Here is a 25,746-nt window from a genome sequence, read left to right on the forward strand (position 1 = left end):
GGCTTGCCGGCGATGGGGCGCGAAGCGGCCCCGGCTTTTTACACTTGTTCACAGCAATACCCCGCCATTTCTGGCATATAGCCTGACCCCACCTGCCACACCCGATACGCCATCATGAAACCACTGCTGTACATCACCCCCCTGCGCGCCTTGCTGTTCGGCCTGACCCTGGCGCTGTTCGAGCTGCTCACCTACCTGGCCAGCGACGCCGTCATGCCGGCCATGCCGGTGGTGGTCGGCGACCTGAACGCCAGCCCCGAATACATTCCCCACGCCCTCAATCTGTACCTGCTGGGTGGCGTGGTGCTGCAATGGCTGATCGGCCCGCTGGCCGACCGTTATGGCCGGCGCCCGTTGCTGCTGATTGGCTGCGCGTTCTTCGGCCTGGCCTGCCTGGCCACCTTCTGGGTCCACGACATCGGCCTGTTCAACTTGCTGCGCCTGCTGCAGGGCATCGGCCTGGGCTTTGTGGTCACGGTCAGCTACCCGGCCCTGAACGAAGCCTTCAGCGAAGCGGACGCCGTGCGCATGATGGCCCTGCTGGCCAACATCGCCTTGCTCTCGCCACTGCTCGGGCCGCTGGTGGGTACCTTGCTGCTGCAGTGGCTGGACTGGCGCTGGCTGTTCGTGGCCTTTGCCATCGGCGCGGTTCTGGCCTGGCTGCTGCTTCACCGGCTGATGCCGGAAACCCTTGGCGTGGAACGCCGTGATGGCTCGCGCCTGGCATTCACGCCCATCCACCTGCTGCCGCTGCTAGCCGGTTACGGCCAGTTGCTGGCCAACCGCCGCTTTGTCGCTGGTAGCGCGGCCCTGGGCCTGGTCGGTCTGCCGCTGATTGGCTGGATCGGCCTGTCGCCGGTGCTGCTGATCCACGACGAGGGGCTGAGCACCATGGAGTACGCCTTGTGGCAGTTGCCGGTGTTTGGCGGGCTGATCCTGGGCAACCTGATCATCAACCGCATCGCCGACCGCTATCCGCTGCCAGCGCTGGTGCGGGGTGCGTTGTGGCCATACCTGGCCGGCCTGTGCCTGATGGTGCTGGCGACCTGGTACTGGCCGAGCGTGACCAGCGTGGTGGCGGGCATGTCGCTGTACGCACTGGGGTTGGGCGTGGCCAACGCGGTGCTGTATCGCATGACGCTGTTCGCCAGCGAGCAGAGCAAGGGCCTGGTCTCGGCCATGCTGGGGATGATCACCATCGCCTTGCTGGGCTTGGGTGGGGCGGTGCTGGCGATGATTGGCGCCGGGGCCAGCTTGCTGCACTTTGCCCTGGCGGCGGGTGTGGCGGGGGCCTTGGCGCTGTGGCCGCTGTGGTTTGTGGTGGGTGGAAGGCCTGGGGAAGGGGCTGTCACTCAATAATCTTTGATTACCTGTACCGGCCTCTTCGCGGGCTTGCCCGCTCCCACAGGGACTGCACAGCTCTCAAGGGCAGTGCTTTACCTGTGGGAGCGGGCAAGCCCGCGAAGAGGCCAGTACAGGCAATACAAATCTGTCAGGGCCGCTCGGCCGCCGAACCTTCCTCTGCCACCGGTTTGCCCGGCCCGGCCTCCTGGCGCCATTGCAGGGCAATCAGGATCAAGGTCGGCACGCCCAGCAGGGCAGTGATCAGGAAGAAGTCGTGGTAACCGAACTTCTCCACCATCACCCCCGAATAACCCCCGATCAGCCTTGGCAACAGCAGCATGATCGAACTGAGCAACGCGTACTGGGTAGCCGAGAACTTCAGGTTGGTCAGGCTCGACAGGTAGGCGACGAAGGCCGAGGTGGCCATGCCGGAGCTGAAGTTGTCCAGCGAGATGGTCACCACCAGCATCTGCAGGTTCGGGCCCATGTCGGCCAGCATCAGGAACAGGATGTTGGTGCCCGCCGAGGCCACACCGCCGATGAACAGGATCGGCATGATGCCGAAGCGCACGATCAGCAGGCCACCAACCCCGGCGCCGACCAGGGTCATGATCAGGCCGAAGATCTTGCTGACGCTGGCGATCTGGTCCTTGGTGAAGCCCATGTCGATGTAGAACACGTTGGCCATCACGCCCATCACCGTGTCCGACATGCGATAGGTGGCGATCAGGCCGAGCAGCAGCAGGGCCTGCCAGCGGTAGCGGGCGATGAAGTCGTTGACCGGGGTCAGCACCGGGGCCAGGCCGCGACGACCCAGGCTCGACAGGCACGCCCAGGTCAGCAGCACGTAGAGGATCAGGCGCAGGAAGGCGCGGTCTTCCAGCAGCAGGTCCAGTGGAGTGGCATCACCGGAGATGACGCTGGACCAGCCGGTATTGAACATCTGGGTGAAGCTGGCCGGTACCGAAACCAGCAGGATGATCAGTACGAACACCGAGGCCAGCTGGTGCACCAGCCCATAGCGCGCTGCCGACAGCTGGGTACGCATGGGTACGGGCGGTTCGCGCATGATCAGGGTGGTGAACACGGCGGGCAGCATCATCACCGCGAACATGACGTAGGTGCCGGCCCAGGCCTTGTGCAGGTAGCTGAAACCGGTGGAGCCGAACCACTCGGCGAAGAACAGTGCACCCGCCGTGGCCAGCAGGGCCGCCACGCGGTAGCCGGCCATGTAGCTGGCAGCGAGCGCAGCCTGGCGCTGGTCGTCGGCGATTTCCAGGCGGTAGGCATCGACGGCGATGTCCTGGGTAGCGGAGGCGAAGGCTACCAGCACCGCCAGGGCGATCAGCCATGACAGGTGCTGCTGCGGATCGCACAGGCTCATGCCGACCAGCCCGACCACCACCAGCGCCTGCGACAGCAGCAGCCACGAACGCCGACGCCCCAGGCTGCCGAGCAGTGGCAGGCGCCATTGGTCGAGCAGCGGCGACCACACCCACTTGAAGGCGTAGGCCAGGCCGATCAGGCTGGCGTAGCCAATGGTCTCGCGGGCCACGCCGGCTTCGCGCAACCACACCGAAAGGGTGGAGAACACCAGCATGTAAGGCAGACCGGCAGCGAAGCCGAGCAGCAAAAGTACCAAGGTTGACGGGCTGGCATAGGCAGCAAGCGCAGCGCGCCAGGTTTTACGGGGCATGGGCCAACATCTGCCTCAAGTTTGCGAAAACAAAGCGCGCACTCTAACCGCTGTGCTCCATCGGGCGCCAGCCATGGCGCGTCATATCCACACGATTGTTGGTTACATTCACACCCTCCGCACGCAGTCGCGCCCGTTGTTCATCCCCAGACGGGGTACCCAGTGCCAGGCTCAGCCGGCCACCTGCGCCAAGCACCCGGTGCCAGGGCAGGCGAGTGTCCGCGGGCAGTTGCCCGAGGGTACGCCCGACCCAGCGTGCCGCCCGCCCAAGCCCCGCCAGTTCGGCCAACTGGCCATAGCTGACCACCTTGCCGGCCGGCACTTGGCCGAGTACCGAATACAGCGCCGTTCGTCGGCCCTCGGCGGAGTCCAGGGCGTGCTCATATCCGTCAGACATCAGGCCCCCACTGGGCTGCAGATGAAACCGGACCGGCGGTCTGGCAAATGAGAGTTGAACTCAACGGCATGCTCCCGGTCTTTCCTTGCTCTGGTCGTGGTTATCTGGATAATGCCCGGCTTTTTTCGTCAAATCGAACCCGTAGTCCGCAAATCATAGCCCGCTTATGTATTCTAGATCCTTGTTGTGCCTGCTTGCTGTTTCCCTGTGCGCCTCCCCGGTGTTCGCCGACACCGTGTGGATGAAGAACGGCGACCGGCTCAGCGGCAAGATCAAAGTCTTCGATGGCGGCAAGCTGCTGCTGGAAACCCCCTATGGCGGTTCCATCGCCCTGGACTGGAAAGAAGTCCAGACCCTGGAGAGCGACCAGGAGATGCTGGTCAAGCAGGACGCCTACAGCGGTGAGCGCGCCAAGTCGCTGAAGGCCGCCGAGCCCGGCAAGGTGACCTTGGCCAATGGCGAGGCGCCAAAGACCGTGGAGCTGGCCAGCATCGAGCAGATCATGAAGCCCAAGCCACTGGTCGAGGACTTCGTGTGGAAGGGCAACGTCGACGTGGCGCTGGACTACAAGCGCGCCGAGAACGACACCGACGACTACGACGTCGGCTTCAAGACCAGCGCCCGTCATGGCCGCTGGCGGCACAACGCCGAAGGCGAATACAACCGCGAGACCAAGGACGACGTCACCACCACCGACAACTGGAGTGCCGAGTACGCCCTGGACCGCTTCCTCACCGAGAAGTGGTTCTGGCAGGGGCGCGTGGAGTACAAGCGCGACCGCATCGAAGACCTCGCCCGCCAGCGCACCGTGGGTACCGGCCCGGGTTACCAGTTCTGGGACGACGAACTGGGCGCATTCTCGCTGGGTTCGCTGATCAACCGTACCGACTTCGAATACCAGGATGGCGCCAAGGACAACTTCTATTCCGCGGCGGTGAAGTGGGACTACACCCGCTACCTGATTGGCAAGAACGTGCAGCTGTTCACCAACGGCGAGTTCGCCAAGCCGCTGGGTGGCGTGGCCGATTACGCGCTGGATGCCGAGATTGGCCTGCGCTACAAGGTCACCGAGTGGGCCTCGCTCAACCTCAAGGCGGAGAAGGACGTCATCACCGGTACGCGGGACAGTGACCTGGACAAGACCCGCTATACCGCAGGCTTCGGCGTTACCTGGTAAACCGCCGGGGGCGCGTTGCGCCCCTATCGCCGGCAAGCCAGCTCCCACAGGTACTGCACAGGCCTTGGCATTGCGCGGTCAGTGTGGGAGCTGGCTTGCCGGCGATAGGGCTGCGTAGCAGCCCCATTGGCACTGGATCTGATAATGCTTATCTTGTCCCATCCAGCCCGATATCAGGAGCCGCCCCCAAGTGAGTACCAATGCCATCCGCCCCGCCCGGGAGCTGCTGCTCAAGGAATACCGCGGCGTGCTCTCGACCCATTCCAAGTCGATGCCCGGCTACCCCTTCGGCTCGGTCGTGCCGTACTGCCTGGACGCCCAGGGCAACCCGCTGATCCTCATCAGCCGCATCGCCCAGCACACCCACAACCTGCAGAAAGACCCCAAGTGCTCGCTGCTGGTGGGCGAACGCGAAGCCGAGGACGTACAGGCCGTGGGGCGCCTGACGGTGATGGCCGAGGCGCACAAGCTGGTGGAGGAGGCCGCCATCGAGGCCGCCGCCGAGCGCTACTACCGCTATTTCCCGGACGCGGCCAACTACCACAAGGCCCACGACTTCGACTTCTGGGTGCTGCAGCCGGTGCGCCACCGCTACATCGGCGGCTTCGGCGCGATCCACTGGCTTGACCAGGTAACCCTGGCCAACCCGTTCGCCGGTAAAGCCGAGGCAAGCATGGTCGAGCACATGAACAACGACCACGCCAACGCCATCGCCCACTATGTGCAACTGACCGAGCTGCCAAGCCATGCGCCAGCGCAGATGGTCGGGGTAGACAGCGAAGGCATGCACCTGCGTATCGGCCAGGCGGTGCACTGGTTGCCTTTCCCAAGTACTTGCAACACGCCGACACAAGTCCGCGAAGCCCTGGTTTTGCTGGCGCGCGCCGACCAGTGGCCGGTTGCGACGGAAGTCGAGGGTTGAAAAGCCGAGCGCCCGCATCCATTTGTTGGTCTTACAGGAAGGGTCTCTTCCGACGAGGAATGCTTTGATGCGTGCTTTTCTACTGTTGTTTCTACTGTTTCCCGTGCTGGAGCTGTTCGTCTTCGTGAAGGTCAGTGCCGCCATCGGTTTCTTCCCGGCGCTGCTGCTGATCATCGCTGGCTCCGCCCTGGGTGTGCTGGTGATGCGCGTGGCCGGGCTGGCCACCGCACTGCGCGCCCGTGAAAGCCTGCAGCGTGGCGAACTGCCCGCCGAGGACATGTTCCAGGGCATGATGCTGGCCGTTGGTGGTGGCCTGCTGTTGCTGCCAGGTTTCATCAGCGACGTGCTGGGCCTGCTGTGCCTGCTGCCATTCACCCGTCACCTGGCCGCGCGCAAGATGCGCGAGCGTGCCGAGGCCCAGGCCATGCGCCAGCGCGCCTTCCAGGACGACCCGTTCCGGGCCCGGCCGCAGGATGGCGGGCATCGGCCGAATGTGATCGAAGGCGAGTACGAGCGCCGCGACAAGTAATAGCCGGGGGCCGCTTTGCGCCCCTATCGCGACACAAGGCCGCTCCTACAGAGTACGCGACCCCCTGTAGGAGCGGCCTTGTGTCGCGATAGGGCTGCGAAGCGGCCCCAAGCTTTTCAGGCTAATGAAAAATTTTCTGAAGCAAGCCTTGTAATTGAATATGACGGCCTCATGTATGTGGTCACCGCAAGGTTTCTGGTGGCAACACCAGACATGACACAGGTGGTTCGCCCATTGCGGGCCACCCCCGGCAACGCCGGACCGCATCAACCCGCCGGTGTCGACACCGGCCGATGAAAACCACAATTTGGGAGAGATCGACAATGAAGCTTCGTCCTCTGCATGACCGCGTCGTTATCCGTCGCAGCGAAGAAGAATCGAAAACCGCTGGCGGTATCGTCCTGCCGGGTTCGGCCGCTGAAAAACCAAACCGCGGCGAAGTCGTCGCCGTCGGCACCGGTCGCATCCTGGACAACGGCGAAGTTCGCGCGCTGGCCGTGAAAGTGGGTGACAAAGTGGTTTTCGGCCCTTACTCGGGCAGCAACACCGTGAAAGTCGATGGCGAAGACCTGCTGGTCATGGCCGAGAACGAAATCCTCGCCGTTATCGAAGGCTGATTTCCCCGACTTCCCGTTACTCCAAAGAATTCCAAGGATTAAACGATCATGGCTGCTAAAGACGTAAAATTCGGCGACTCCGCTCGTAAGAAAATGCTGGTTGGTGTCAACGTTCTGGCTGACGCGGTAAAAGCGACCCTGGGCCCGAAAGGCCGTAACGTGGTGCTGGCCAAGAGCTTCGGCGCGCCGACCATCACCAAGGACGGCGTTTCCGTCGCCAAAGAAATCGAGCTGAAAGACGCCTTCGAGAACATGGGCGCCCAGCTGGTCAAGGAAGTTGCTTCCAAGGCCAACGACGCTGCCGGTGACGGCACCACCACCGCTACCGTCCTGGCTCAGGCCATCGTCAACGAAGGCCTGAAAGCCGTCGCTGCCGGCATGAACCCGATGGACCTGAAGCGCGGCATCGACAAGGCCACCGCTGCCGTCGTCGCCGAGCTGAAGAACCTGTCCAAGCCATGCGCCGACTCCAAGGCCATCGCCCAGGTAGGTACCATCTCCGCCAACTCCGACAACTCCATCGGTGAAATCATTGCCGAAGCCATGGAAAAAGTCGGTAAAGAAGGCGTGATCACCGTTGAAGAAGGCTCGGGCCTGGAAAACGAACTGTCGGTCGTGGAAGGCATGCAGTTCGACCGTGGCTACCTGTCGCCCTACTTCGTCAACAAGCCGGACACCATGGTTGCCGAGCTGGAAGGCCCGCTGCTGCTGCTGGTCGACAAGAAGATCTCCAACATCCGTGAGCTGCTGCCAGTTCTGGAAGCCGTTGCCAAGGCCGGCCGCCCACTGCTGATCGTTGCCGAAGACGTTGAAGGCGAAGCCCTGGCTACCTTGGTAGTCAACAACATGCGCGGCATCGTCAAGGTTGCTGCGGTCAAGGCTCCGGGCTTCGGCGACCGCCGCAAGGCCATGCTGCAGGACATCGCCGTCCTGACTGGCGGCCAGGTCATCTCCGAAGAAATCGGCCTGTCCCTGGAAACCGCTACCCTGGAGCACCTGGGTAACGCCAAGCGCGTCATCCTGTCCAAGGAAAACACCACCATCATCGACGGCGCTGGCGCCGACACCGAGATCGAAGCACGCGTCAAGCAGATCCGTGCCCAGATCGAAGAGACTTCCTCGGACTACGACCGTGAGAAGCTGCAAGAGCGTCTGGCCAAGCTGGCTGGCGGTGTTGCCGTGATCAAGGTCGGTGCTGGCACCGAAGTTGAAATGAAGGAGAAGAAAGCCCGCGTTGAAGACGCCCTGCACGCTACCCGTGCAGCCGTTGAAGAAGGCGTGGTGCCTGGCGGTGGTGTGGCCCTGGTTCGCTCCCTGGCTGCCATTGCCGACCTCAAAGGCGACAACGAAGACCAGAACGTCGGTATCGCCCTGCTGCGTCGCGCCGTTGAAGCGCCGCTGCGCCAGATCACTGCCAACGCCGGCGACGAGCCAAGCGTTGTCGCTGACAAGGTCAAGCAAGGTTCGGGTAACTTCGGTTACAACGCTGCTACCGGCGAATACGGCGACATGATCGAGATGGGCATTCTGGACCCAGCCAAGGTCACCCGTTCGGCGCTGCAAGCTGCTGCTTCGATCGGCGGTCTGATGATCACCACCGAAGCCATGGTTGCCGACCTGCCGGAAGACAAGCCAGCTGCTGGCATGCCTGACATGGGCGGCATGGGTGGCATGGGCGGCATGATGTAAGCCAGCCTTACCCCCTGCACCATGAAAAGCCCCGGTTCGCGAGAACCGGGGCTTTTTTGCTTTCCTGTTGGGGCCTTTTGGGCTGCTTTGCAGCCCATCGCGACACAAGGCCGCTCCTACAGGATTGCGCCAACACTGGGACTTGCGCTGTACCTGTGGGAGCTGGCTTGCCGGCGAAAGGGCCGCAAAGCGGCCCTTGGTTCAGGCGATGCTGAAGGCATGCTGGCATGCCAAGCCAGTCTTACCCCCTGCACCATCAGAAAGCCCCGGTTCGCGAGAGTCGGGGGCTTTTTCGTTTGCCAGTGAGGGCCATCGGGGCTGCTGCGCAGCCCATCGCCGGCAAGCCAGCTCCCACAGGATTGTGCCAACACTGGGACTTGCGCTGTACCTGTGGGAGCTGGCTTGCCGGCGAAAGGGCCGCAAAGCGGCCCCTGGTTCAGGCGATGCTGCAGGCATGCTGGCATGCCGTAAGCCAGCCTTACCCCCTGCACCATCAGAAAGCCCCGGTTCGCGAGAGTCGGGGCTTTTTTGTTTTCCTGTGAGGGCCATTGGGGCTGCTTTGCAGCCCATCGCGACACAAGGCCGCTCCTACAGGATTGCGCCAACACTGGGACTTGCGCTGTACCTGTGGGAGCTGGCTTGCCGGCGAAAGGGCCGCAAAGCGGCCCCTGGTTCAGGCGACGCTACGCTCGGCAGCAGGCACCTCAGCCATTCCCCGACGATACAGAACCAGGTAATACGACCCCAAGCCGATCAACCAGCAGAACACCGCCGTCCACACGTTGTGCGAAAGAAAGTGCGCCCCTTGCATCATCCTCCCCAGCGAAAGCACCGACCCGGCCACTAAGGCCACCGCCAACGCGACCCGCGCCAGCCTCGGCTTGCGATCACGCAACATGAAGAACAGCCCGAACAGGCAGAACCCGGTGGCGGCATGCCCGCCCGGCCAGCACAGCCCGGGCTTGTCGGTCGCCGGCCGCGGCTCCAGCAGCTTGCTGTAGGTTTCCTTCCCGCCAAACTGGGTCAGGCTCCACGGGCATTGCACCTGGGTCACTTTCTTCAGCGGTGTGACAAACGCCGTGGAGAGGCCCAGTGCCAGCACCAGGCAGCCCAGCTCACGGCGCCAGCCGAACAGGCGCTTCCAGAAGAAGCTGGCAGCAAAGGTCACCAGTGACATCACCCCCAGCAGGATCACCCCCTGCTTGACCCGGTCATGCAGGATGTTCTCCAGCAAATAGCTGTGGCGGCCGATGAATTGCCCGGCAGCAGGGTCGAAGAACAGGTTGGCAATGTCCATGTCGACCGAGGTCAGTTCCAGCAGGATCAAGCCAAGCGCGGTCGCCAGGGGTAGCCCAAGGTACAGCCAGAAATTGATCGGGCGAGGGCGGGTTGGTTGCTGCATGACGGCTCCAGGGCGCGAAAAAGAACGGGCATTGTCGGCCGCCCGCTATCCTGTGTCCGTGAAGGATCAGTGAAAAAACCGTCAAGTGCGCTGAATTTTCCCTGGGGCTGGCACCCTGCAGGCATAGGCCTTAAGCTGCGCCTGCCGCGCACCACAGCGAGAAGCGCCGCACAGGAGAAACCGATGCGCATTCTTTTGGTTGAAGACAACCGCGATATCCTGGCCAACCTGGCCGATTACCTGGGCATGAAGGGCTACACCGTCGACTGCGCCCAGGATGGCCTGTCCGGCCTGCACCTGGCTGCCACCGAGCACTACGACCTGATCGTGCTTGACATCATGTTGCCGGGCATCGACGGCTACACCCTGTGCAAGCGCCTGCGCGAAGACGCCCGCCGCGATACGCCGGTGATCATGCTCACCGCCCGCGACCAACTGGACGACCGCCTGCAAGGCTTCCGCTCCGGTGCCGACGATTACCTGCTCAAGCCCTTCGCCCTGTCGGAGCTGGCCGCCCGCATCGAAGCGGTGCTGCGCCGGGCCCAAGGCGGCGGGCGCCGCACCTTGCAGGTGGCCGACCTCAGCTATGACCTCGACACCCTCGAAGTCACCCGCCAGGGCCGCTTGCTCAAGCTCAACCCGGTCGGCCTCAAGCTGCTGGCGGTGCTGATGCAGAAGAGCCCGCACGTATTGCGTCGCGAAGTGCTGGAAGAAGCCCTGTGGGGCGATGACTGCCCTGACAGCGACAGCCTGCGCAGCCATGTGCACCAGCTGCGCCAGGTGATCGACAAGCCGTTCGAAAAACCGTTGCTGCATACCGTCCATGGCGTCGGCTATCGCCTCGCCGAGGGCCGTGATGGAGTTTAAGCAAAGCCTTGCCCAGCGCATCATCATCGCCTTTGCCCTGATGAGCGCGCTGGTGGCCGGGGCCTTCGCCTTCGGCATCGTCGGCACCGTGCACCTGGTCGAAGAGCGGCTGATTTCCTCGGTGCTGGGCGGTGACCTGCAACGCCTGCTGCGCATGGACAGCGTCAGCGACTGGAGCCACCGGCCACGCCCCGACCAGCTGTTCTACTTCAGCGGCGGGCGTGACGACTTCGAGCTGCCCAAGGACCTGCGCCACCTCGACCGCGGCTTCCACGAGGTATTCCGCGATCAGCTGTCGTACCACGCCATGGTCGAGATCGTCGATGGCCGCCGCTATGTGCTGCTGCAGGACCAGAGCGACTTCGAGGAACGCGAGCGCGTGCTGTTCGCGGTGGTGGTGGTGGGCTTCCTGCTCAGCCTGGTGCTGGCGGCCATCCTCGGCTGGCTGGTGGCGCGCCGAGTGATGGCGCCGGTGATCCGCCTGGCGCGCCAGGTACGCCACCGTGATCAGTTGCTGGGCCTGGCCCCGCCGCTGGCGCCGGACTATGCCGCGGACGAAGTCGGCCAGCTGGCGGTAGCCTTCGACGATACCCTGGGCCGCCTGCGCGATGCGCTGACCCGCGAACGGTTGTTCACCAGCGATGTCAGCCATGAACTGCGCACGCCCTTGATGGTGCTGGCCACCTCGTGCGAACTGCTGATGGAAAACCCGACGCTGGACGCCCGCTCGCGCAGCCAGGTGGAGCGCGTGGCGCGGGCCACGGAAGAAATGCGCGAACTGGTCAAGACCTTCCTGATGCTGGCCCGGGCACAGCGCGACGAGGGCGCCGTGGCTTCGCGGGCCACCCTGCGGGAAGTGGCGGACGAACTGGTCGGGGTCTGGCGCGACACCATCGAGCAAAAGGGCCTGGCCCTGTATTTCGATGGTCGCGTCAGTGCCAGCCCGGTGCTGTACAACGCCACCTTCCTGCAATCGGTGATGGGCAACCTGCTGCGCAATGCCGCGCACTACACCGACAGCGGCTACATCCGCCTGAGCCTGGAAGCCAACGGCTTCAGCGTGGAGGATAGCGGTGTAGGTATCCCGGAGGAGCAGCGCGAGGCGATGTTCCGGCCGTTCGTGCGCGGCGACGAGCGGCGCGGCGAGGGCCTGGGCCTGGGCCTGTCGTTGGTACAGCGGATCTGCGACGACCAGGGCTGGCATGTCACCCTGACCTCGACCTTGCCGCACGGCTGCCGTTTCATGGTGGACCTGAGCAATACCGCGGCCAAGGGCGACCCGGAGGCTTTGGTCGAGTAATCTGTTGTAACAGGTCATTCGGCGCTCAACATATTTTTCACATCGGCATGACCTGATTCCTACGCTTGCTTACCTAATGTGGGCGGAATGGAGTCAGGAGATGCCCAATGCGTAGCCCCATCAAGCTTGAATTTTCCGAGAAGTACGACAAAGAACATGCGCGCGAGTACTTTCTCAAGCACCAGGATGGCCTGGCGCGACGCCTTTCCCACAAGCGTGATGAGCAGCTGGCGCGTCGCGCCTTGGCATTGGCTGGTGAGCCTGGGCTAGTCCTCGACCTGCCATGCGGTGCCGGCCGCTTCTGGCCATTGCTGGCAGAAAAGCCCAACCGGGTGATCATCGGCGCCGACAACTCCGAAGCGATGATCGAGACAGCCTGTACCGCGCAAGCGCCAGAGGTGGTTGCACGGGTACGCCCTTTGCAGACTTCGGCATTTGCCATCGACTTGCCGGACAACTCGGTGGACAGCATTTTCTGCATGCGCCTGTTCCACCACATTGGCGAAGCGGCGCACAGAAAGACCATTCTTTCGGAATTTCAACGGGTTAGCCGTGATAGTGTGATCCTGTCATTGTGGGTGGATGGTAACTTCAAGGCCTGGCGCCGGAAAAAACTGGAACAGCGTCGCAGCGCCAGAAAGGGCGACCAGGACAATTACCAGAACCGTTTTGTGTTACCGGCCGACACGGTCGAAGAAGAATTCCGAGCCGCCGGCTTCAGAATCCAGGAACGCCTCGACTTCCTGCCGTTCTATGCCATGTGGCGGGTATATGTATTGCGTAAGGGGTAGTGTTTGATGGCTGTAGCCCAGAGAGGGGAGTCGCGGTTCGATTTTTACTGGCGCCAGCAGGGCGAGTGGGTCGAGGAGCCTAACCAGCGCCGTGGTGGCGAGAGTGGTGTGCAACGCCTCGACGATGGCAATGGCAAGTTGCTGTATGCCAAGCGCCAGGTCGGGCATATCTACCGTAGCCTGCTGCACCCTTTCGGCCGGCCGACGGTATTGCGTGAACTCGATGCGTTGAACAGCTTCGAGCAACTGGGCGTACGTGTACCGCGCATCGTCTTCTGTGGCGCCGAGCGTGGTGCCGACCAGCAGTGGCGTGCGCTGCTGGTGAGCGAAGCACTCGACGGCTTCGTCGAACTCGACACCTGGCATGCCGAAGGTGCCCGCGAGCGTTACCCGCAGGTGGTGCATGAGCGCATGCTCAAGGACCTGGCGGACAACCTGGCGCGCATGCACCTGGGGCACTGGCAGCACGGCTGCCTGTATGGCAAGCACGTGTTCATCAAGGTGATTGGCGAGGGCGAGCAGGCCCGGGTCGAGGTCGCCCTGCTGGACCTGGAAAAATGCCGGCGGCGCATCAGCTGCCAGCGCGCGGCGGGCAATGACCTGCGCCAGCTGCGTCGCCATTCGTCGATCAATGACGCGGAATGGCAAACACTGCTCTACTTTTACCAGATGGCGTTTGGCAGCGCTGTCAAAGGGTTAGGGCAATGAAACTAGAAATAGCTCGAGCTTTGTTCCTGGTAGCTGGCCTGGCGGTGACCACCGCGGCGGTGGCTGCGTGGGAAGAGCCGAGGCCGACAGTGTTCAGCAAGGCCGAACTGGCCGACCAGTGCGCGTTGCCGCGGGATGTGAAACCGCAGCAACAGGCCGAGGCCGCGCCGGATCAGGACCTGTTGCTGTTCCTGTTCGGCATGCGCCAGGGGTTGCGGCCGTTCGGTTGAACCCGGTGGTAGATGGAAATGCCAGAGGCCTCGCGATTGCGGGGCCTCTGGCATTTTTGCATCTGCCTTGCCGGCCTCTTCGCGGGTGAACCCGCTCCCACAGGTACTGCACCCATTCCGGATCCGGTGCCGTACCTGTGGGAGCGGGTTTACCCGCGAAGAGGCCGGTTCAGGCAACCGATGTCGCTCTGGCCACCTCTTTGTGCGCCAGCAAGGTGTAGATACAAGGCAACACGAACAGGGTAAACAGCGTGCCGATCGACATCCCGGTGGCAATCACCGTACCGATGTCGAAGCGGCTGACCGCCCCCGCCCCGGTCGCCAGGATCAGCGGCACCATGCCGAACACCATCGCCGCCGTGGTCATCAGCACCGGCCGCAGGCGAATCGCCGCGGCTTCCTCGATCGCCTCGCGCACGCTCAGGCCGCGCTCCTCACGCAACTGGTTGGCAAACTCGACAATGAGGATGCCGTGCTTGCTGATCAGCCCGATCAGCGTCACCAGCCCGACCTGGGTGTAGATGTTCATGCTCGATACGCCCAGGAACAGCGGCAACAGCGCGCCACAGATCGACAACGGCACCGTCACCAGAATCACCAGCGGGTCGCGGAAGCTTTCGAACTGCGCCGCCAGCACCAGGAAGATGATTGCCAACGCCAGGCCGAAGGTCACCCACAGCGCGCTGCCTTCCTGCACGTACTGGCGCGCCACGCCGGCATAGTCGAAGGCGAAGCCTTCCGGAGCCTCTTCGCGGGCGATGCCCTGCACGGTCTGCAGCGCCTCGCCCAGACTGACCATGGGCACGCCCTGGATGATCGCCGAGTTCAGCTGCTGGAACTGGTTGAGCTGGCGCGGGCGGGCGCGGTCGGTGAGGGTGATGAGGGTGGATAGTGGCAGCAGTTGGCCCTGGTCGTTCTTCACGTAGTAGTTGTTCAGCCAGCCGGGGTTGTCGCGGTACGGCCGCTCGACCTGGGCAATCACCTTGTAGCTGCGGCCTTCGAGGGTGAAGCGGTTGATTTCCGCCTCGCCCAGCAAGGTCGCCAGGGTGCTGCCCAAGGTGTCCATCGACACCCCCATCTGCGCCGCCTTGGCCCGGTCGATATCCACCACCACCTCGGGCTTGTCGAAGGCCAGGTCGATGTCGAGGAAGGCGAACTTGCCGGATTCCTGGGCGCGGGCCTTGATGCGCTGGGCCACATCCAGCAGTGCCGGGTAGTCGCCAGCGCTGTTGATGACGAACTGGAATGGCAGGCCCTCGCCGGTGCCGGGCAGCGACGGCAGGTTGAAGCCGAAGATCTGCAGGCCACTGATTTCCTCGAGCTTGCTCTGCACCAGCGGCAGCAGCTCCATCTGCGTGCGCTCGCGCTCGTTCCAGGGCTTGAGCAGGAAGCCGCCGATGCCGGTCTGCACGCCATTGAAACCGTTGATCTGGAACGACGAGTAGTACTCGGGGAAAGCCTTGAACAGCGGGGTGAATTCGTCGGTATAGGCGTTGAGGTAATCAAGGTTGGCCGGCTGCGGCGAGCTGCTCATCATGAAGATCACCCCCTGGTCCTCGTTGGGCGCCAGTTCGTTCTGGGTGAACTTCAGCAGTACCGGAATCAGGCACAGGATGATCACGGCAAACACCAGCACGACAGGCCGGCTGTCGAGGGTGGTGTGCAGCAGGCGCTGGTAGCGCACCTTCAGGCGTTCGAACAGCACGTCCAGGCGGTGGGCCAGGCCGCTGGGGTTCTGTTCCTGGCGCAGCAGCAGGGCGCACATCATCGGTGACAGGGTGAGGGCAACGATGCCGGAGATGATCACCGCACCGGCCAGGGTCAGGGCAAACTCCTTGAACAGCGCGCCGGTGAGCCCGGTAAGGAAGCCGATCGGTGCATACACCGCCGCCAGGGTGATGGTCATCGACACCACCGGCATGGCGATTTCGCGGGCGCCCTCGAGGGCGGCGTCGAACGGTGACTTGCCTTCTTCCATGTGCCGGTGGATGTTCTCCACCACGACAATCGCGTCGTCCACCACCAGGCCGATGGCCAGCACCATGGCCAGCAGGGTCAGCAGGTTGAGCGAGTAGCCCATCATCTGCATGAAGAACAGCACACCGATCATCGACAGCGGAATGGTTACCACCGGGATCAGCACCGAACGCAGGGCACCGAGGAACAGGAACACCACCACGATGACGATCAGTACCGCTTCGCCGAGGGTCTTGATCACTTCGTCGATGGAGGCCTGGATGAACAGCGTGGCGTCGTAGGCGATCGATACCTTCAGTGCCGAGGGCAGCTGGCTTTCCAGCTCGGGCATGATGCGCCGCACTTCCTTGATGACATCCAGCGGGTTGGCGGCCGGTGTGGCCTTGATGCCGATGTACACCGATGGGGTGCCGTCGAACGAGCTGACCGTGTCGTAGTTTTCCGCCCCCATCTCGACCCGTGCCACATCGCCCAGCAGCACGCGGCTGTCGCCACTGGTCTTGACCGGCAGGGCGGCGAACGCCTCGGCCGACTTCAGCTCGGTGCTGGCGTTGATGCTGGTGACCACGTATTCGCCCTTCACCTCGCCGGCCGCGGAAAGGAAGTTGTAGCGGCGCACGGCATTGGTCACGTCGGTGGCCGACAGGCCATAGCCTGCCAGTTTCACCGGGTCGATCCAGATGCGCATGGCGAAAACTTGGTTGCCGAGGATTTCCGCTTCGGCCATGCCCGGCAGGGTCGCCAGCTTGGGCTGGATCACCCGTGACAGATAGTCGGTGATTTGCGGGTTGCTCATCTCCTTGCTGTAGAAACTGATGTACATCAGCGCCGAGGCATCGGCGGCTTCCTTGCTCAGTACCGGGTCTTCCGAGTCCTGGGGCAGCTTGTTGCGCACTTCGTTGGCCTTGGCCAGCAGTTCGGTGAACAACCGGTCGCTGTCGGCGCCGATGCGGGCGTAAATGGAAATGATCGAGAAGTTCTGCCGGCTCACCGAGGTCATGTAGTCGATGCCTTCGGCGCTGGCCAGGCTTTGCTGCAGCGGTTGGGTGATATAGCCCTGGATGGTCTCGGCGTTGGCGCCGGGGTAGGCGGTGGTCACCGTGATCAGGGCGTTTTCCATTTGCGGGTACTGGCGGATCTGCAGCTTGTTCCAGGCCTGGAAGCCCAGCAGCAGGATCAGCAGGCTGACCACGCTGGCCAGCACCGGTCGGCGGATGAACGGGTCGGTGAACGCCATGCCAGCCTCCTGTCAGTCCTTGCCCGGCGCGCCCTGTGCGGGCTTGAGGGCTTTGTCCTGGCCGATGCGGATCGCGGCGCCGGGGGTGAGCTTCAGTTGGCCGGCGGTGACCACCTGTTCCCCGGCCTGCAGGCCCTTGCTGACCACCACCACGCCGTCACGGCGCTCGCCGGTCTGCACCGTGCGCTGCTCGGCGGTGAGCTGCGGCTGGCCCTTGTCGTCGTTTTCCGGCTTGCCGTCCTTGTCCTTTTTCGGCGTGGCGACGTACACCGAGTTGCCATACAGGGTGTAGGTGATGGCGCTTTCCGGCACTACCACTTGTGGCTGCGGGTTGGGTAGCAGGATCAGCAGGCTGGCGAACATGCCCGGCAGCAGCTTGCCGTCCGGGTTGGCCATGGTCGCGCGCACCAGCAGGTTGCGCGTGGTTTCCTCGACCTTGGGGTTGATGGCGCTGAGGCTGGCGGGGAAGGTCTGGCCCGGGTAGGCGGCCACCTGCACCAGCACCTGCTGGCCCAGGCTGAGGTGCGGCAGGGCCTGTTCCGGTACGTTGAAGTCGACGTAGAGGCTGGATGTGTCCTGCAGGGTGGCGATCACCGTGCCGGCGGCCAGGTAGTCGCCGACGTCCACCTGGCGAATGCCGATGGTGCCGCTGAACGGGGCGCTGATGCTCTTCTTGGTCTTCGATGCCTTGAGCTGGTCGACCACCGCCTGGTTGCGCCGGTACTGGGCGGTGAGGCGGTCGAACTCGCCGCGGGAGATGGCCGAGTCGCCGACCAGCTGGCTGCCACGGCCGAAATCGACCTTGGCCAGGCCCAGGTCAGCCTGGGCGGTGCCGAGCAGGGCGGTTTCCTGGTCGTCGTTGAGTTGCAGCAACAGTTGCCCGGCCTTGACCTGCTGGCCCGAGTCGAAGTGCAGGGCCTTGACGATGCCTTCCACCTCCAGGCTCAGCTCCACGCCCTGTAGCGCCTTGAGGCTGCCGACGGCGGGCAGGCGCTCTTGCCACGGGCGCTGTTCGGCCAAGGCGGCCGCCACGGTGATAGGCGGCTTGGGGGCAGTGAACATCTGGATCTGCTGGTAGATCGAAAAGGCTTTGTAGCCCCCCAGGGCCAGCACGATCAGCAGAACCACGGCCAACATGATGAGCATGCGGCGGCGCAGCATAGTCCGGTTCCTTGGATGCGGTTGTTATTCGCTTAGACACGACAACGGGCGATCCTGCCCACGTGTGGATGGGGGAAGTATTGACTGTTTTTTGGGGGAAGGGGAGATGAATGCCTGGGCCGGCCCCTTCGCGGCTAAAGCCGCTCCCACAGGGACCGCGCAGTCAACGGGTTGCGCTATTCCTGTGGGAGCGGCTTTAGCCGCGAAGGGGCCAGTACAGCCAACCCAAAAATCAGACGAGATGCAGGTGGTTGTCCCAGAAACCGGACGGCAGGTTCATCGGTTGCCCGACCAGCTCGGCCTTGCGGCAATCGTAGAACCGGCAACGGCCCTGCCCGGAGGTGACGACAAAGCCGTCCTGTACCGCGCCCACCCCCGCGCAATCGGGCATTGGCGCATCCAGCCGCACCGCGCCGCTGTCCAGGTCCCAGACGAACAGGCGGTTGGCCCGTGGCGCGGTCAGCGCCACCAGCCGCAGCTCGCTGTGGATAGCCACGCTGGCGGTGTACTGGGCCATGGCCTGCAACTGCCGCTCCGGCACCGGGAAGGCCTTGAACGGCTCGCCCGGGCGCTTGATCGCCAGCAGCTCTGCGGTTTCATCGGCATCACCCATGAACTGTTGGCAGGCGGCGATGGTGCCATCGCTGCCTACCGCCAGGTGGCGCACGCTGTTCATCTGCTGGGCCAGGGTTTCCTTGCTCAGCAGGGTACCGTCGCGCTGCATCAGCACCAGGCTCGGTTCCATGGCGTCGAGGTTCATCTCCACCCGGCTTTCGGCTTCGGTGCGGATACCGCCGTTGGCCACGATCAGCGTTTCGCCGTCCGGTAGCCAGGCCACTTCGTGCGGGCCGATGCCGTGGGTCGGAATCTCCCCGCTGTGCACCAGGCGCTCGCCTTCGAAGCGGTACACACCGAGTACGCCACGCCCCGGGTCGGTGGTGTCGTTCTCGGTGGCATACAGCCATTCGCCACCTTTGTGGATGACCGCGTGGCCGTAGAAGTGCCGGTTCGGCTGCGAGGTGACGGTCTGCAGCAGGCGCCCGTCGCGCAGGTCGACCAGGTAGCTTTCGGTGCCGGGACGGCGGGCGACGAACAGGGCGATCGGCAGGTCCGGGTGATGGATGATGGCATGGCAACGTTGGGCGACCTGGGTGCTGAACACCTGGGTGCCGTCCAGGCGGAACCCGACCGCATAGTGCTTGCCTTCGCCGTCGTCACGCGCCGACAGCAGCAGGGGCTCGCTGCCTTTGTTGCGGAACAGGCTCCAGCCGCCCAGGGTGAGGGCGCTGAGCAATACGCTACCGAGTTTGAGGGCCTGGCGTCGCAGCATGATCAGTCACCGTCGTTGGCATTGAAGCCCAGCTGGATGTTCAACGCCTTGGCCAGCTCGCCTTCGTGCAGGCGGTGGACGGCGTTGAGGCTGTCGTAGATCTGGTTCAGGGTTTGCTGGCCGGCGTCGTCGGCCAGCAGCTCGCCCAGGGTCTTCTGGTTGGCGGCCAGCAGTTTGAGCGAGGCAGCGTAGGCGGCATCGATCTTGTCCGCCAGGGCTTTCTGATCGCTGGACAGCAAGCCGCGCAGGCCTTGGTTGTCGACCCCGACCCAGACCGCTTCGGCGGCCTTGAGGCTGGCCTCCAGGCTCTTGAGCGAGCTGTGGCTGCGCCAGGCTTCGGCCTGCAGTGGCTGCGGGATACCCTTGCTCTGGCGGCCCATCGGCGCACCGAGCTTTTTCTTCAGGCTGTCCAGGGCGGTGACCTGAGCGCGCAACAGGTCGGCGATGGCCTCGTGGGAGTCGGCGTAGCGCTGGTTGGGGAACTTGGTCATCTGCGAGAGCATGCCGTCGGTGCTGTTCCAGCCCTTGAGGATCTCTTCGGCCAGGGCCTTCTGGTGTTCACCAATGGCCACCAGCAACGGGCAGTAGCGGGCTTTCTGCTCGGCTGTGGCGATGTCCGGCTTGCTGTCGAACAGGATGTACTCGTAGGCCGACAGGCCACGTACCACCACGCTGGCCTTGCCCAGGGCCGCGGCATCGACCGGCTGGTCGGCGTTGACCAGTTGCTCGACCTGGCGGCCGACCAGGTTCTTCTTGTCGGGCCAGAACTGTACCTGCCAGGCGCGGTTGCCTTCGGCCAGCGGGCCGACCAGCAGCGGTTGCAGTTCGGCCCAGGCCTTTTGCGCGTTGAGGAAGTCGGCACGGGCCTTGTCCAGGGTTTCCTTGCCTTCGCAGTAGGCCAGGGCGCTGGCGGCCAGCGTGCGGTCGGCTTCGACCCAGCGGCTGTAGGTGGGCAGGATCACCTGCTTGGCGATGGCAGCGGAGGTCACGGCTTGCGGGTCCTGCGGCGAGCAGGCGCCGAGGGCGAGTGCGGCGAGGCTGGTGAACAACAGTTTGGGTCGGAACATGCCCGGCTCCTTTGCGCTTTTTAAAGTGAGTTCAGGAAAGCCAGCAACGCGGCACGCTGCTCGGCATTGAAAGTGAGTACGAAATTGCGTGCCGCCTCGGCCTCGCCACCGTGCCAGAGCACGGCTTCGAGCAGGTTGCGGGCGCGGCCGTCGTGCAGGAACTGGCTGTGGCCACTGACCGTTTCGCTCAGGCCGATGCCCCACAGTGGCGGGGTGCGCCAGTCCTGGCCGTTGGCGGCAAATTCGGTGCGCTCGTCGGCCAGGCCCGGGCCCATGTCATGCAGCAGCAGGTCGCTGTAGGGACGGATCAGCTGGTTGGCCAGCTCCGGCTCGGCGGCATTGGCGGCGGTGGTGAACTGCGGTGTATGGCAGCCCTGGCAGCCGGCCTGGTAGAACAGGTTCTTGCCTGCCAGTACCTGCGGCGAGCCCACGTCGCGGCGGGCCGGCACGGCCAGGTTGCGGGTGTAGAAGGTGACCAGGCGCAGGATGTTGTCGCTGACTTCCTTCTCGCCATTGGCACCGTCCCCGTTGGGCGCGGCCAGGCAGTCGGCCTGCGCCGGGGTACAGTCGTCGTTGGGCTGCAGGGTGGTGGTCAGGCCCATGTCGCCGGCAAAGGCGTGCACGTTCTGCTGGTTGACGTTGGGCTGCCCGGCCTTCCAGCCGAAGCGGCCGACCACGGTCTTGCCCTGGGCGTCGTCCCACACCCGGTTGGCCCGGCCGCGGATGCCGTCGCGGTTGCGGTCATCCGGGTCTTCGTTGGCCAGCAGATCGGCTTCGGGGATGGCTTCGAGCAGGCCCAGGCCGATCATTGGCGGCGCCACCCGCGCCGAAAAGCGCGTGTCGGGGTGCATCACGCCATAGCCGAGTTGGGTGATCTGCAGGGCCGGCTTGCGCAGCTCGACCTGGTGGCCGTCCTCGAACGACACCGTTTCGCTGGTGTAGCTCACCCGCACCTTGCCTTCCGGCGTCACGCCGGGGATGGCCATGTCCTGCAGCTGGGTGCCATAGACCGGCTCCGGCACCACGCCGAGGCGTTCGACCACCTTGGCCAGGTAGGGCTGGTCGGGGATCGACAGGCGTACCAGCATCGATACGGCGTTGCTGTCGCCCGGCTCTGGCGGGTGGCCGCGGCCGTCGCGCACGTGGCAGTTCTGGCAGGCATTGGTGTTGAACAGCGGGCCCAGGCCGTCACGGGCGGTGGTGGTGGACGGGGCGATCACCCAGGGGTTGCGGAAGAAGCTGTTGCCTACGGCGAAGTCCAGGCGCCGCTCGGGCGAGAGGTTGGCCGAGGGCAGGGAATAGGCATTGCGGTCAGTGCGCTGCACGGTGGCTTTGCCGCCCGACAACGCTTCGCCGGGCTCGGCCTGGGTGAAACGCGGGGCGTCGTCACAGGCGGCGAGGGCAAAGGCCAGCAGCAGGGGGGAGAGTCGGGACAGCGACAAGGACATCGAGAATCCTGGGCGTGAGCGAAAAACCGGCGTGCAAGCTTAGCAGGGTGAGGGAGTTTGAATAAGAGCAATTTGCAATTGCTGGATGAAATCGGTGTCAGTTGGCCATGGTCTGTGGTTGCCTGGTCGGGCCCTATCGCCGGCAAGCCAGCTCCCACAGGTACTTCACAGCCCTTGAGCCCTGTGGGGTACCTGTGGGAGCTGGCTTGCCGGCGATAGGGCCGGAAGCAAAAAAGGCGACCCGAAGGCCGCCTCTTTCAGAACCTCTACAGCAGGATCAGAACTCGTGATCCGCGGTATCCGGGTTCAGGTTGGCAATGCCCAGCTTGCCCGCGGCCTGCTCGATCGCACCGGTCTGCTTGACCAGGGAGGCGATGGCGTCACGCACGATCTGGTTGCCGGCTGCGTTGTCGGCAGCGATCAGCTGGTCGTAGTGCTCGCCCTTGAGGGCGTGGTCGACGATCACCTGGATCTTGGCTTCGGTGGCTTCCAGGTCGGCCTTGAGGGTGGCGTCGGCGGCCGGGTCTACCTTGGCCACCAGCGACGACAGGCTCGGGCCGGTCACCTTGCTGCCGTCCGGGCGGGTGTACTCGCCCAGGTAGACGTTGCGGATGCCCTTGGCGTCGTAGAAGTGCGAGTAGTGGGTGTTGTCGCTGAAGCAGTCGTGCTCGTCTTCCGGCGAGTTGGCTTCCAGCGAAACCTTCATGCGTTCGCCAGCCAGTTCGCCCAGCGACAGGCTGCCCATGCCGAACAGCATCTTGCGCAGGCCGTCGTTGACCGACTCGGCTTCCAGCTTGGCGCGGTAGTTGTCGGCGACGTTCGGTGCCCAGTTGCCGACCATCTCTTCGAGGTCCTTGACCAGCAGGTCGGTGACCGCTTTCAGGTAGGCACGGCGGCGGTCGTTGTGGCCACCGGTGGCGCCCTTGCCTTCGAGGTAATCCGACGCCGGACGGTTGCCCGCGCCCGGGCCGGTGCCGTTCAGGTCCTGGCCCCAGAGCAGGAACTCGATGGCGTGGTAGCCGGTGGCGACGTTGGCCTCGGAGCCGCCCAGCTCGTTCAGGCTGGCCAGCTTCTCGGGGGTGATGTCCTTGACGTCGATCTTCTCTTCGCCCACCTGGATCTCGGTGTTGGCGATGATGTTGGCGTTGGCCGCCGGGTTGCCCAACGCGTGCTCATAGCTCTTGTCGACGTAGTCGATCAGGCCTTCGTCCAGCGGCCAGGCGTTCACCTGGCCTTCCCAGTCGTCGATGATGGTGTTGCCGAAGCGGAAGGCTTCGCTCTGCAGGTACGGTACGCGCGAGGCGACCCAGGCTTCTTTGGCTGCCTTCAGGGTTTCGTCGTTGGGCTTGGCCAGGAACGCGTCGACTGCGGTCTGCAGGGTCTTGGCGGTGCTCAGCGAATCGCTGTACACGGCGTAGACCAGCTCGGCGTAATGCTTGACCACGGCTTTGCCGGCGGCTTCGTCGACAGCCCCGGGCGCCGCAGCGGTGGTGCTGGCGGCAGCAGGTGCCTGGGCTTGCGGCGCGGCGGCCTTGTCGTCCTTGCCTTCACCGCAACCGGCGAGAGCGATGGCAATGGCCAGCAGACTGGCGGAGGCCAGAGGCATTCGAATCATTATTGGTTTTCCTGCGTCGTGTGGTTGGACCAAGGGGTGGACCGTGCGCCGTGGCACGCGAAACCGCAACATCATGCGAAAGATTTGCATTTGCTGTAAAGGGGGCAGGCATGCAATTCGTGTAAATGCCGGTCACGGCCTGTAACCGGGCAGGCGGCTCAGAACATCGAAACCTGGTTTCGCTGTGCCTGCTTGAGGAAGTTGGTCAGCTCACGGGCCGACAGCGGCTTGCTGTAGTGGTAGCCCTGGCCCTCGTGGCAGCCCTGGGCGACGATGTAGGTTTCCTGTTCGGCGGTTTCCACGCCCTCGGCGATCACCTGCATCCCCAGGCTCTTGCCCAGCTGGATGATGGCGCGAACGATGGTGGCGTCGTCATCGTCGTCCAGCAGGTCCTGGACGAAGCTCTTGTCGATCTTGATCTTGTCCAGCGGCAGCGATTTCAGGTAGCTGAGCGATGAGTAGCCGGTGCCGAAGTCGTCGATGGCAATCAGTGCTCCGGAGCGGCGCAGGCTCAGCAGGTGCTGGGCGGCGGTGCTGATGTCTTCCATCAGGCCGGTCTCGGTGACTTCCAGCTCCAGGCTGCGCGGCGGCAGGCGATAGGCCTGCAGCAGGTTGTTGACCACCCGCGGCAGTTCGTTGTGGTGCAGCTGCACGGTCGACAGGTTGACCGCCATGCGCAGCTCGCTGAAGCCCATGTCGTGCCATTCGCGCAATTGCCGGCAGGCCTGGTCGAGCACCCATTCGCCGATGCTGATGATGCTGCCGTTCTGTTCGGCCAGGGGGATGAACTGATCTGGCGGCACCATGCCCAGCTCCGGGTGCTGCCAGCGCAGCAATGCCTCGACACCGACCACGCGGTGGTCGCGGTAGCTGATCTGTGGCTGGTACACCAGGTACAGCTGGTTGCGCGGCAGGGCTTCGCGCAGGTCCTTTTCCAGCTCGCGACGGCGGCGCATCTCGCTGTCGACGCTGGCGATGTAGAACTGGTAGCGGTTGCGCGAACGGGCCTTGGCCAGGGTCATGGTCTGTTCGGCTTTCTGCAGCAGCTTCTCGGTGCTGTCGCCGTCTTCCGGGAACAGGGTGATGCCGATGGTGGCGCGCAGGCGGATCTGCTGGTGGTGGTCGAGGTCGAACGGCACTTCCAGGTCGTCGAGGATACTCTGCGCCAGTTCGGCCGCCTCGTAGGGCTGCTCGATATTGGCCTGCACCAGGGCGAACTGGTCACCACCCAGGCGTGCCAGGGCGCCCAGGCGGCCACTGTGGGCGCGCAGGCGGTCGGCCAGGGCCAGCAGCAGCTGGTCGCCGACCTGGTAGCTGAACTGCTCGTTGATGCCCTTGAAGTCGTCCAGGCCTACGCACAGTACCGCCACGCGGTGTTGCAGGCGGCCGCCGTCGACGAGGATCTTGTCCAGTTGCTGCTGCAACTGCTGGCGGTTGGGCAGGCCGGTGAGGAAGTCGTACTGGGCCATGCGTTGCAGGCTGTTTTCCGCCTCGTGGCGCAGATGGGTGTTGCGCTCGATCGAGGCCAGCAACTGGTTGGCAGTATTTACCCACAGGCCCAGCTCGTTCTTCTCGTGGCCCTTGAGAAGCGGCAGCTGGTGCTGGCTTGGGCGGTCGGGGTTGATCTGGGTGAGGTGCTCGATGATCTTCGACAGCGGTTTGGTCAGCAGCCAGTGGTAGACCAGGTACAGCACCAGGCCCATGGCCAGGGCCCGCAGCACACCGGAGATGAAGATGATCACGGCGTTGATCAGGAAGTCTTCGCCGTAGGACGAGGTGTCCAGGGTGATGCTCAGGTCGCCGTAGTATTCGCTGTAGGGGCCGCGGCCGACCAGTTGCGTGGTGTAGGTACGTTCCTGGCCGAGGATCAGGTCGGTCAGCCAGCGCATGGACATGTCCTGCAACGGGCGGGACTTTTCCGCCAGCATGGTTTCGTTGGGGTGGCCGATGGAGGCCATGCGTACCGATTCGTCCTGGAACAGGCCTTCCATCACCTGCATGCCCATTTCGCGGTCGAGGCTGTATACCGCTTGGGTCGAGGGGTCGCGGAACATGTCGAGGATGCGCTGGGCATCGTTGTTCACGGCCTGGCGGGTCTTGTAGGTGTCGTAGACGATTTGCGCACAGCTGAGCACGACACCGACCGCTAGCGCCGACAGCAGCACGACCCTGAGCAACTTGACCGACAAGCTGTTCCGCAATTCCAGCTTCAATGGGGTTTCCTTAATCCATGCGCATGGCA

Annotated in this window: 21 protein-coding genes; 11 read left to right on the forward strand and 10 right to left on the reverse strand. The window is 64.0% G+C overall.

What is annotated here, in order from left to right; translation table 11 throughout:
- The first annotated feature begins 114 nt into the window (after positions 1-114).
- Positions 115-1,359, forward strand: a complete 1,245-nt coding sequence (locus CAG22_RS13585) for an MFS transporter (protein WP_085692172.1) — start codon at positions 115-117, stop codon at positions 1,357-1,359.
- A gap of 133 nt (positions 1,360-1,492) precedes the next feature.
- Here CAG22_RS13585 and CAG22_RS13590 read toward each other — a convergent pair whose 3' ends face one another.
- Both CAG22_RS13590 and CAG22_RS13595 read right to left on the reverse strand, forming a co-directional pair.
- Entirely contained in the window at positions 1,493-3,040 is a 1,548-nt protein-coding gene (locus CAG22_RS13590; RefSeq protein ID WP_025340534.1) for an AmpG family muropeptide MFS transporter, read from the reverse strand.
- Positions 3,041-3,083: 43 nt separating this feature from the next.
- A complete protein-coding gene (locus tag CAG22_RS13595) occupies positions 3,084-3,437 on the reverse strand; it encodes an MGMT family protein (RefSeq protein WP_085592113.1) in 354 nt (117 codons plus the stop codon).
- A gap of 166 nt (positions 3,438-3,603) precedes the next feature.
- Here CAG22_RS13595 and CAG22_RS13600 point away from each other — a divergent pair, with 166 nt between their 5' ends.
- The 5 genes from CAG22_RS13600 to groL all read left to right on the forward strand — a co-directional run bounded on the left by CAG22_RS13600 (position 3,604) and on the right by groL (position 8,371).
- On the forward strand, positions 3,604-4,614 hold the full coding sequence (locus CAG22_RS13600; protein WP_085692171.1) for a DUF481 domain-containing protein: 1,011 nt from the start codon (positions 3,604-3,606) through the stop codon (positions 4,612-4,614).
- A 190-nt stretch (positions 4,615-4,804) separates the two neighbouring features.
- Positions 4,805-5,536, forward strand: a complete 732-nt coding sequence (locus tag CAG22_RS13605; protein ID WP_025340531.1) for a HugZ family protein — start codon at positions 4,805-4,807, stop codon at positions 5,534-5,536.
- 67 nt (positions 5,537-5,603) lie between these two features.
- Positions 5,604-6,065 carry an FxsA family protein gene (locus tag CAG22_RS13610; RefSeq protein ID WP_085705602.1) on the forward strand — a complete coding sequence of 154 codons (462 nt, stop codon included), beginning with the start codon at positions 5,604-5,606 and terminating at the stop codon, positions 6,063-6,065.
- A gap of 323 nt (positions 6,066-6,388) precedes the next feature.
- A complete protein-coding gene (locus tag CAG22_RS13615) occupies positions 6,389-6,682 on the forward strand; it encodes a co-chaperone GroES (protein WP_003260750.1) in 294 nt (97 codons plus the stop codon).
- A gap of 48 nt (positions 6,683-6,730) precedes the next feature.
- The gene (gene groL, locus CAG22_RS13620) at positions 6,731-8,371 is read left to right on the forward strand and encodes a chaperonin GroEL (protein ID WP_085592107.1); all 1,641 of its coding nucleotides are present in this window, start codon (positions 6,731-6,733) and stop codon (positions 8,369-8,371) included.
- 673 nt (positions 8,372-9,044) lie between these two features.
- On the opposite strand, the gene CAG22_RS13625 is transcribed toward groL, so the two are convergent.
- The gene (locus CAG22_RS13625) at positions 9,045-9,773 is read right to left on the reverse strand and encodes a phosphatase PAP2 family protein (protein ID WP_085592104.1); all 729 of its coding nucleotides are present in this window, start codon (positions 9,771-9,773) and stop codon (positions 9,045-9,047) included.
- 183 nt (positions 9,774-9,956) lie between these two features.
- Here CAG22_RS13625 and colR point away from each other — a divergent pair, with 183 nt between their 5' ends.
- The 5 genes from colR to CAG22_RS13650 all read left to right on the forward strand — a co-directional run bounded on the left by colR (position 9,957) and on the right by CAG22_RS13650 (position 13,669).
- Complete coding sequence (colR, locus tag CAG22_RS13630) at positions 9,957-10,640, forward strand: two-component system response regulator ColR (RefSeq protein ID WP_003255215.1); 684 nt, start codon at positions 9,957-9,959, stop codon at positions 10,638-10,640.
- Positions 10,630-11,940: a HAMP domain-containing sensor histidine kinase gene (locus CAG22_RS13635; protein ID WP_085592102.1), complete on the forward strand. Its 1,311-nt coding sequence runs from the start codon at positions 10,630-10,632 to the stop codon at positions 11,938-11,940. The genes colR and CAG22_RS13635 overlap by 11 nt, the downstream gene beginning before the upstream one ends.
- 107 nt (positions 11,941-12,047) lie before the next feature.
- A complete protein-coding gene (locus CAG22_RS13640; RefSeq protein WP_025340527.1) occupies positions 12,048-12,731 on the forward strand; it encodes a class I SAM-dependent methyltransferase in 684 nt (227 codons plus the stop codon).
- A gap of 6 nt (positions 12,732-12,737) precedes the next feature.
- Positions 12,738-13,439 carry a lipopolysaccharide kinase InaA family protein gene (locus CAG22_RS13645; protein ID WP_025340526.1) on the forward strand — a complete coding sequence of 234 codons (702 nt, stop codon included), beginning with the start codon at positions 12,738-12,740 and terminating at the stop codon, positions 13,437-13,439.
- On the forward strand, positions 13,436-13,669 hold the full coding sequence (locus CAG22_RS13650; RefSeq protein WP_085592097.1) for a hypothetical protein: 234 nt from the start codon (positions 13,436-13,438) through the stop codon (positions 13,667-13,669). Before CAG22_RS13645 ends, CAG22_RS13650 begins: the two co-directional genes overlap by 4 nt.
- Positions 13,670-13,838: 169 nt before the next feature.
- On the opposite strand, the gene CAG22_RS13655 is transcribed toward CAG22_RS13650, so the two are convergent.
- The 7 genes from CAG22_RS13655 to CAG22_RS13685 form a co-directional block, all read right to left on the reverse strand.
- Positions 13,839-16,883, reverse strand: a complete 3,045-nt coding sequence (locus CAG22_RS13655) for a multidrug efflux RND transporter permease subunit (protein ID WP_025340524.1) — start codon at positions 16,881-16,883, stop codon at positions 13,839-13,841.
- A gap of 12 nt (positions 16,884-16,895) precedes the next feature.
- Positions 16,896-18,044 (reverse strand): efflux RND transporter periplasmic adaptor subunit, encoded by a 1,149-nt coding sequence (locus CAG22_RS13660; protein ID WP_075046245.1) that lies wholly within the window; start codon positions 18,042-18,044, stop codon positions 16,896-16,898.
- Positions 18,045-18,276: 232 nt separating this feature from the next.
- Positions 18,277-19,374 carry a DUF1513 domain-containing protein gene (locus tag CAG22_RS13665; RefSeq protein ID WP_085705603.1) on the reverse strand — a complete coding sequence of 366 codons (1,098 nt, stop codon included), beginning with the start codon at positions 19,372-19,374 and terminating at the stop codon, positions 18,277-18,279.
- Between the two features lie 2 nt (positions 19,375-19,376).
- Positions 19,377-20,441 (reverse strand): imelysin family protein, encoded by a 1,065-nt coding sequence (locus tag CAG22_RS13670; protein ID WP_025340522.1) that lies wholly within the window; start codon positions 20,439-20,441, stop codon positions 19,377-19,379.
- A 20-nt stretch (positions 20,442-20,461) separates the two neighbouring features.
- Positions 20,462-21,889 carry a di-heme oxidoredictase family protein gene (locus CAG22_RS13675; RefSeq protein ID WP_025340521.1) on the reverse strand — a complete coding sequence of 476 codons (1,428 nt, stop codon included), beginning with the start codon at positions 21,887-21,889 and terminating at the stop codon, positions 20,462-20,464.
- 277 nt (positions 21,890-22,166) lie between these two features.
- Positions 22,167-23,504 (reverse strand): imelysin family protein, encoded by a 1,338-nt coding sequence (locus tag CAG22_RS13680; protein WP_025340520.1) that lies wholly within the window; start codon positions 23,502-23,504, stop codon positions 22,167-22,169.
- Between the two features lie 158 nt (positions 23,505-23,662).
- On the reverse strand, positions 23,663-25,717 hold the full coding sequence (locus CAG22_RS13685) for a bifunctional diguanylate cyclase/phosphodiesterase (protein ID WP_085592090.1): 2,055 nt from the start codon (positions 25,715-25,717) through the stop codon (positions 23,663-23,665).
- Positions 25,718-25,746 lie beyond the last annotated feature (29 nt).

Origin of the sequence: Pseudomonas sp. B8(2017), from assembly GCF_002113575.1 — a bacterium.
GTDB classification, from domain to species: domain Bacteria; phylum Pseudomonadota; class Gammaproteobacteria; order Pseudomonadales; family Pseudomonadaceae; genus Aquipseudomonas; species Aquipseudomonas putida_Z.

Coding starts and splice junctions, on each gene's coding strand:
- CAG22_RS13670 (WP_025340522.1), bottom strand. CDS start 20,441: ATGTTCCGACCCAAACTGTTGTTCACCAGCCTCGCCGCACTCGCCCTC.
- CAG22_RS13665 (WP_085705603.1), bottom strand. CDS start 19,374: ATGCTGCGACGCCAGGCCCTCAAACTCGGTAGCGTATTGCTCAGCGCC.
- CAG22_RS13660 (WP_075046245.1), bottom strand. CDS start 18,044: ATGCTGCGCCGCCGCATGCTCATCATGTTGGCCGTGGTTCTGCTGATC.
- CAG22_RS13595 (WP_085592113.1), bottom strand. CDS start 3,437: ATGTCTGACGGATATGAGCACGCCCTGGACTCCGCCGAGGGCCGACGA.
- groL (WP_085592107.1), top strand. CDS start 6,731: ATGGCTGCTAAAGACGTAAAATTCGGCGACTCCGCTCGTAAGAAAATG.
- CAG22_RS13610 (WP_085705602.1), top strand. CDS start 5,604: ATGCGTGCTTTTCTACTGTTGTTTCTACTGTTTCCCGTGCTGGAGCTG.
- CAG22_RS13590 (WP_025340534.1), bottom strand. CDS start 3,040: ATGCCCCGTAAAACCTGGCGCGCTGCGCTTGCTGCCTATGCCAGCCCG.
- CAG22_RS13600 (WP_085692171.1), top strand. CDS start 3,604: ATGTATTCTAGATCCTTGTTGTGCCTGCTTGCTGTTTCCCTGTGCGCC.
- CAG22_RS13625 (WP_085592104.1), bottom strand. CDS start 9,773: ATGCAGCAACCAACCCGCCCTCGCCCGATCAATTTCTGGCTGTACCTT.
- colR (WP_003255215.1), top strand. CDS start 9,957: ATGCGCATTCTTTTGGTTGAAGACAACCGCGATATCCTGGCCAACCTG.
- CAG22_RS13585 (WP_085692172.1), top strand. CDS start 115: ATGAAACCACTGCTGTACATCACCCCCCTGCGCGCCTTGCTGTTCGGC.
- CAG22_RS13640 (WP_025340527.1), top strand. CDS start 12,048: ATGCGTAGCCCCATCAAGCTTGAATTTTCCGAGAAGTACGACAAAGAA.
- CAG22_RS13615 (WP_003260750.1), top strand. CDS start 6,389: ATGAAGCTTCGTCCTCTGCATGACCGCGTCGTTATCCGTCGCAGCGAA.
- CAG22_RS13635 (WP_085592102.1), top strand. CDS start 10,630: ATGGAGTTTAAGCAAAGCCTTGCCCAGCGCATCATCATCGCCTTTGCC.
- CAG22_RS13675 (WP_025340521.1), bottom strand. CDS start 21,889: ATGTCCTTGTCGCTGTCCCGACTCTCCCCCCTGCTGCTGGCCTTTGCC.
- CAG22_RS13650 (WP_085592097.1), top strand. CDS start 13,436: ATGAAACTAGAAATAGCTCGAGCTTTGTTCCTGGTAGCTGGCCTGGCG.
- CAG22_RS13655 (WP_025340524.1), bottom strand. CDS start 16,883: ATGGCGTTCACCGACCCGTTCATCCGCCGACCGGTGCTGGCCAGCGTG.
- CAG22_RS13645 (WP_025340526.1), top strand. CDS start 12,738: ATGGCTGTAGCCCAGAGAGGGGAGTCGCGGTTCGATTTTTACTGGCGC.
- CAG22_RS13680 (WP_025340520.1), bottom strand. CDS start 23,504: ATGATTCGAATGCCTCTGGCCTCCGCCAGTCTGCTGGCCATTGCCATC.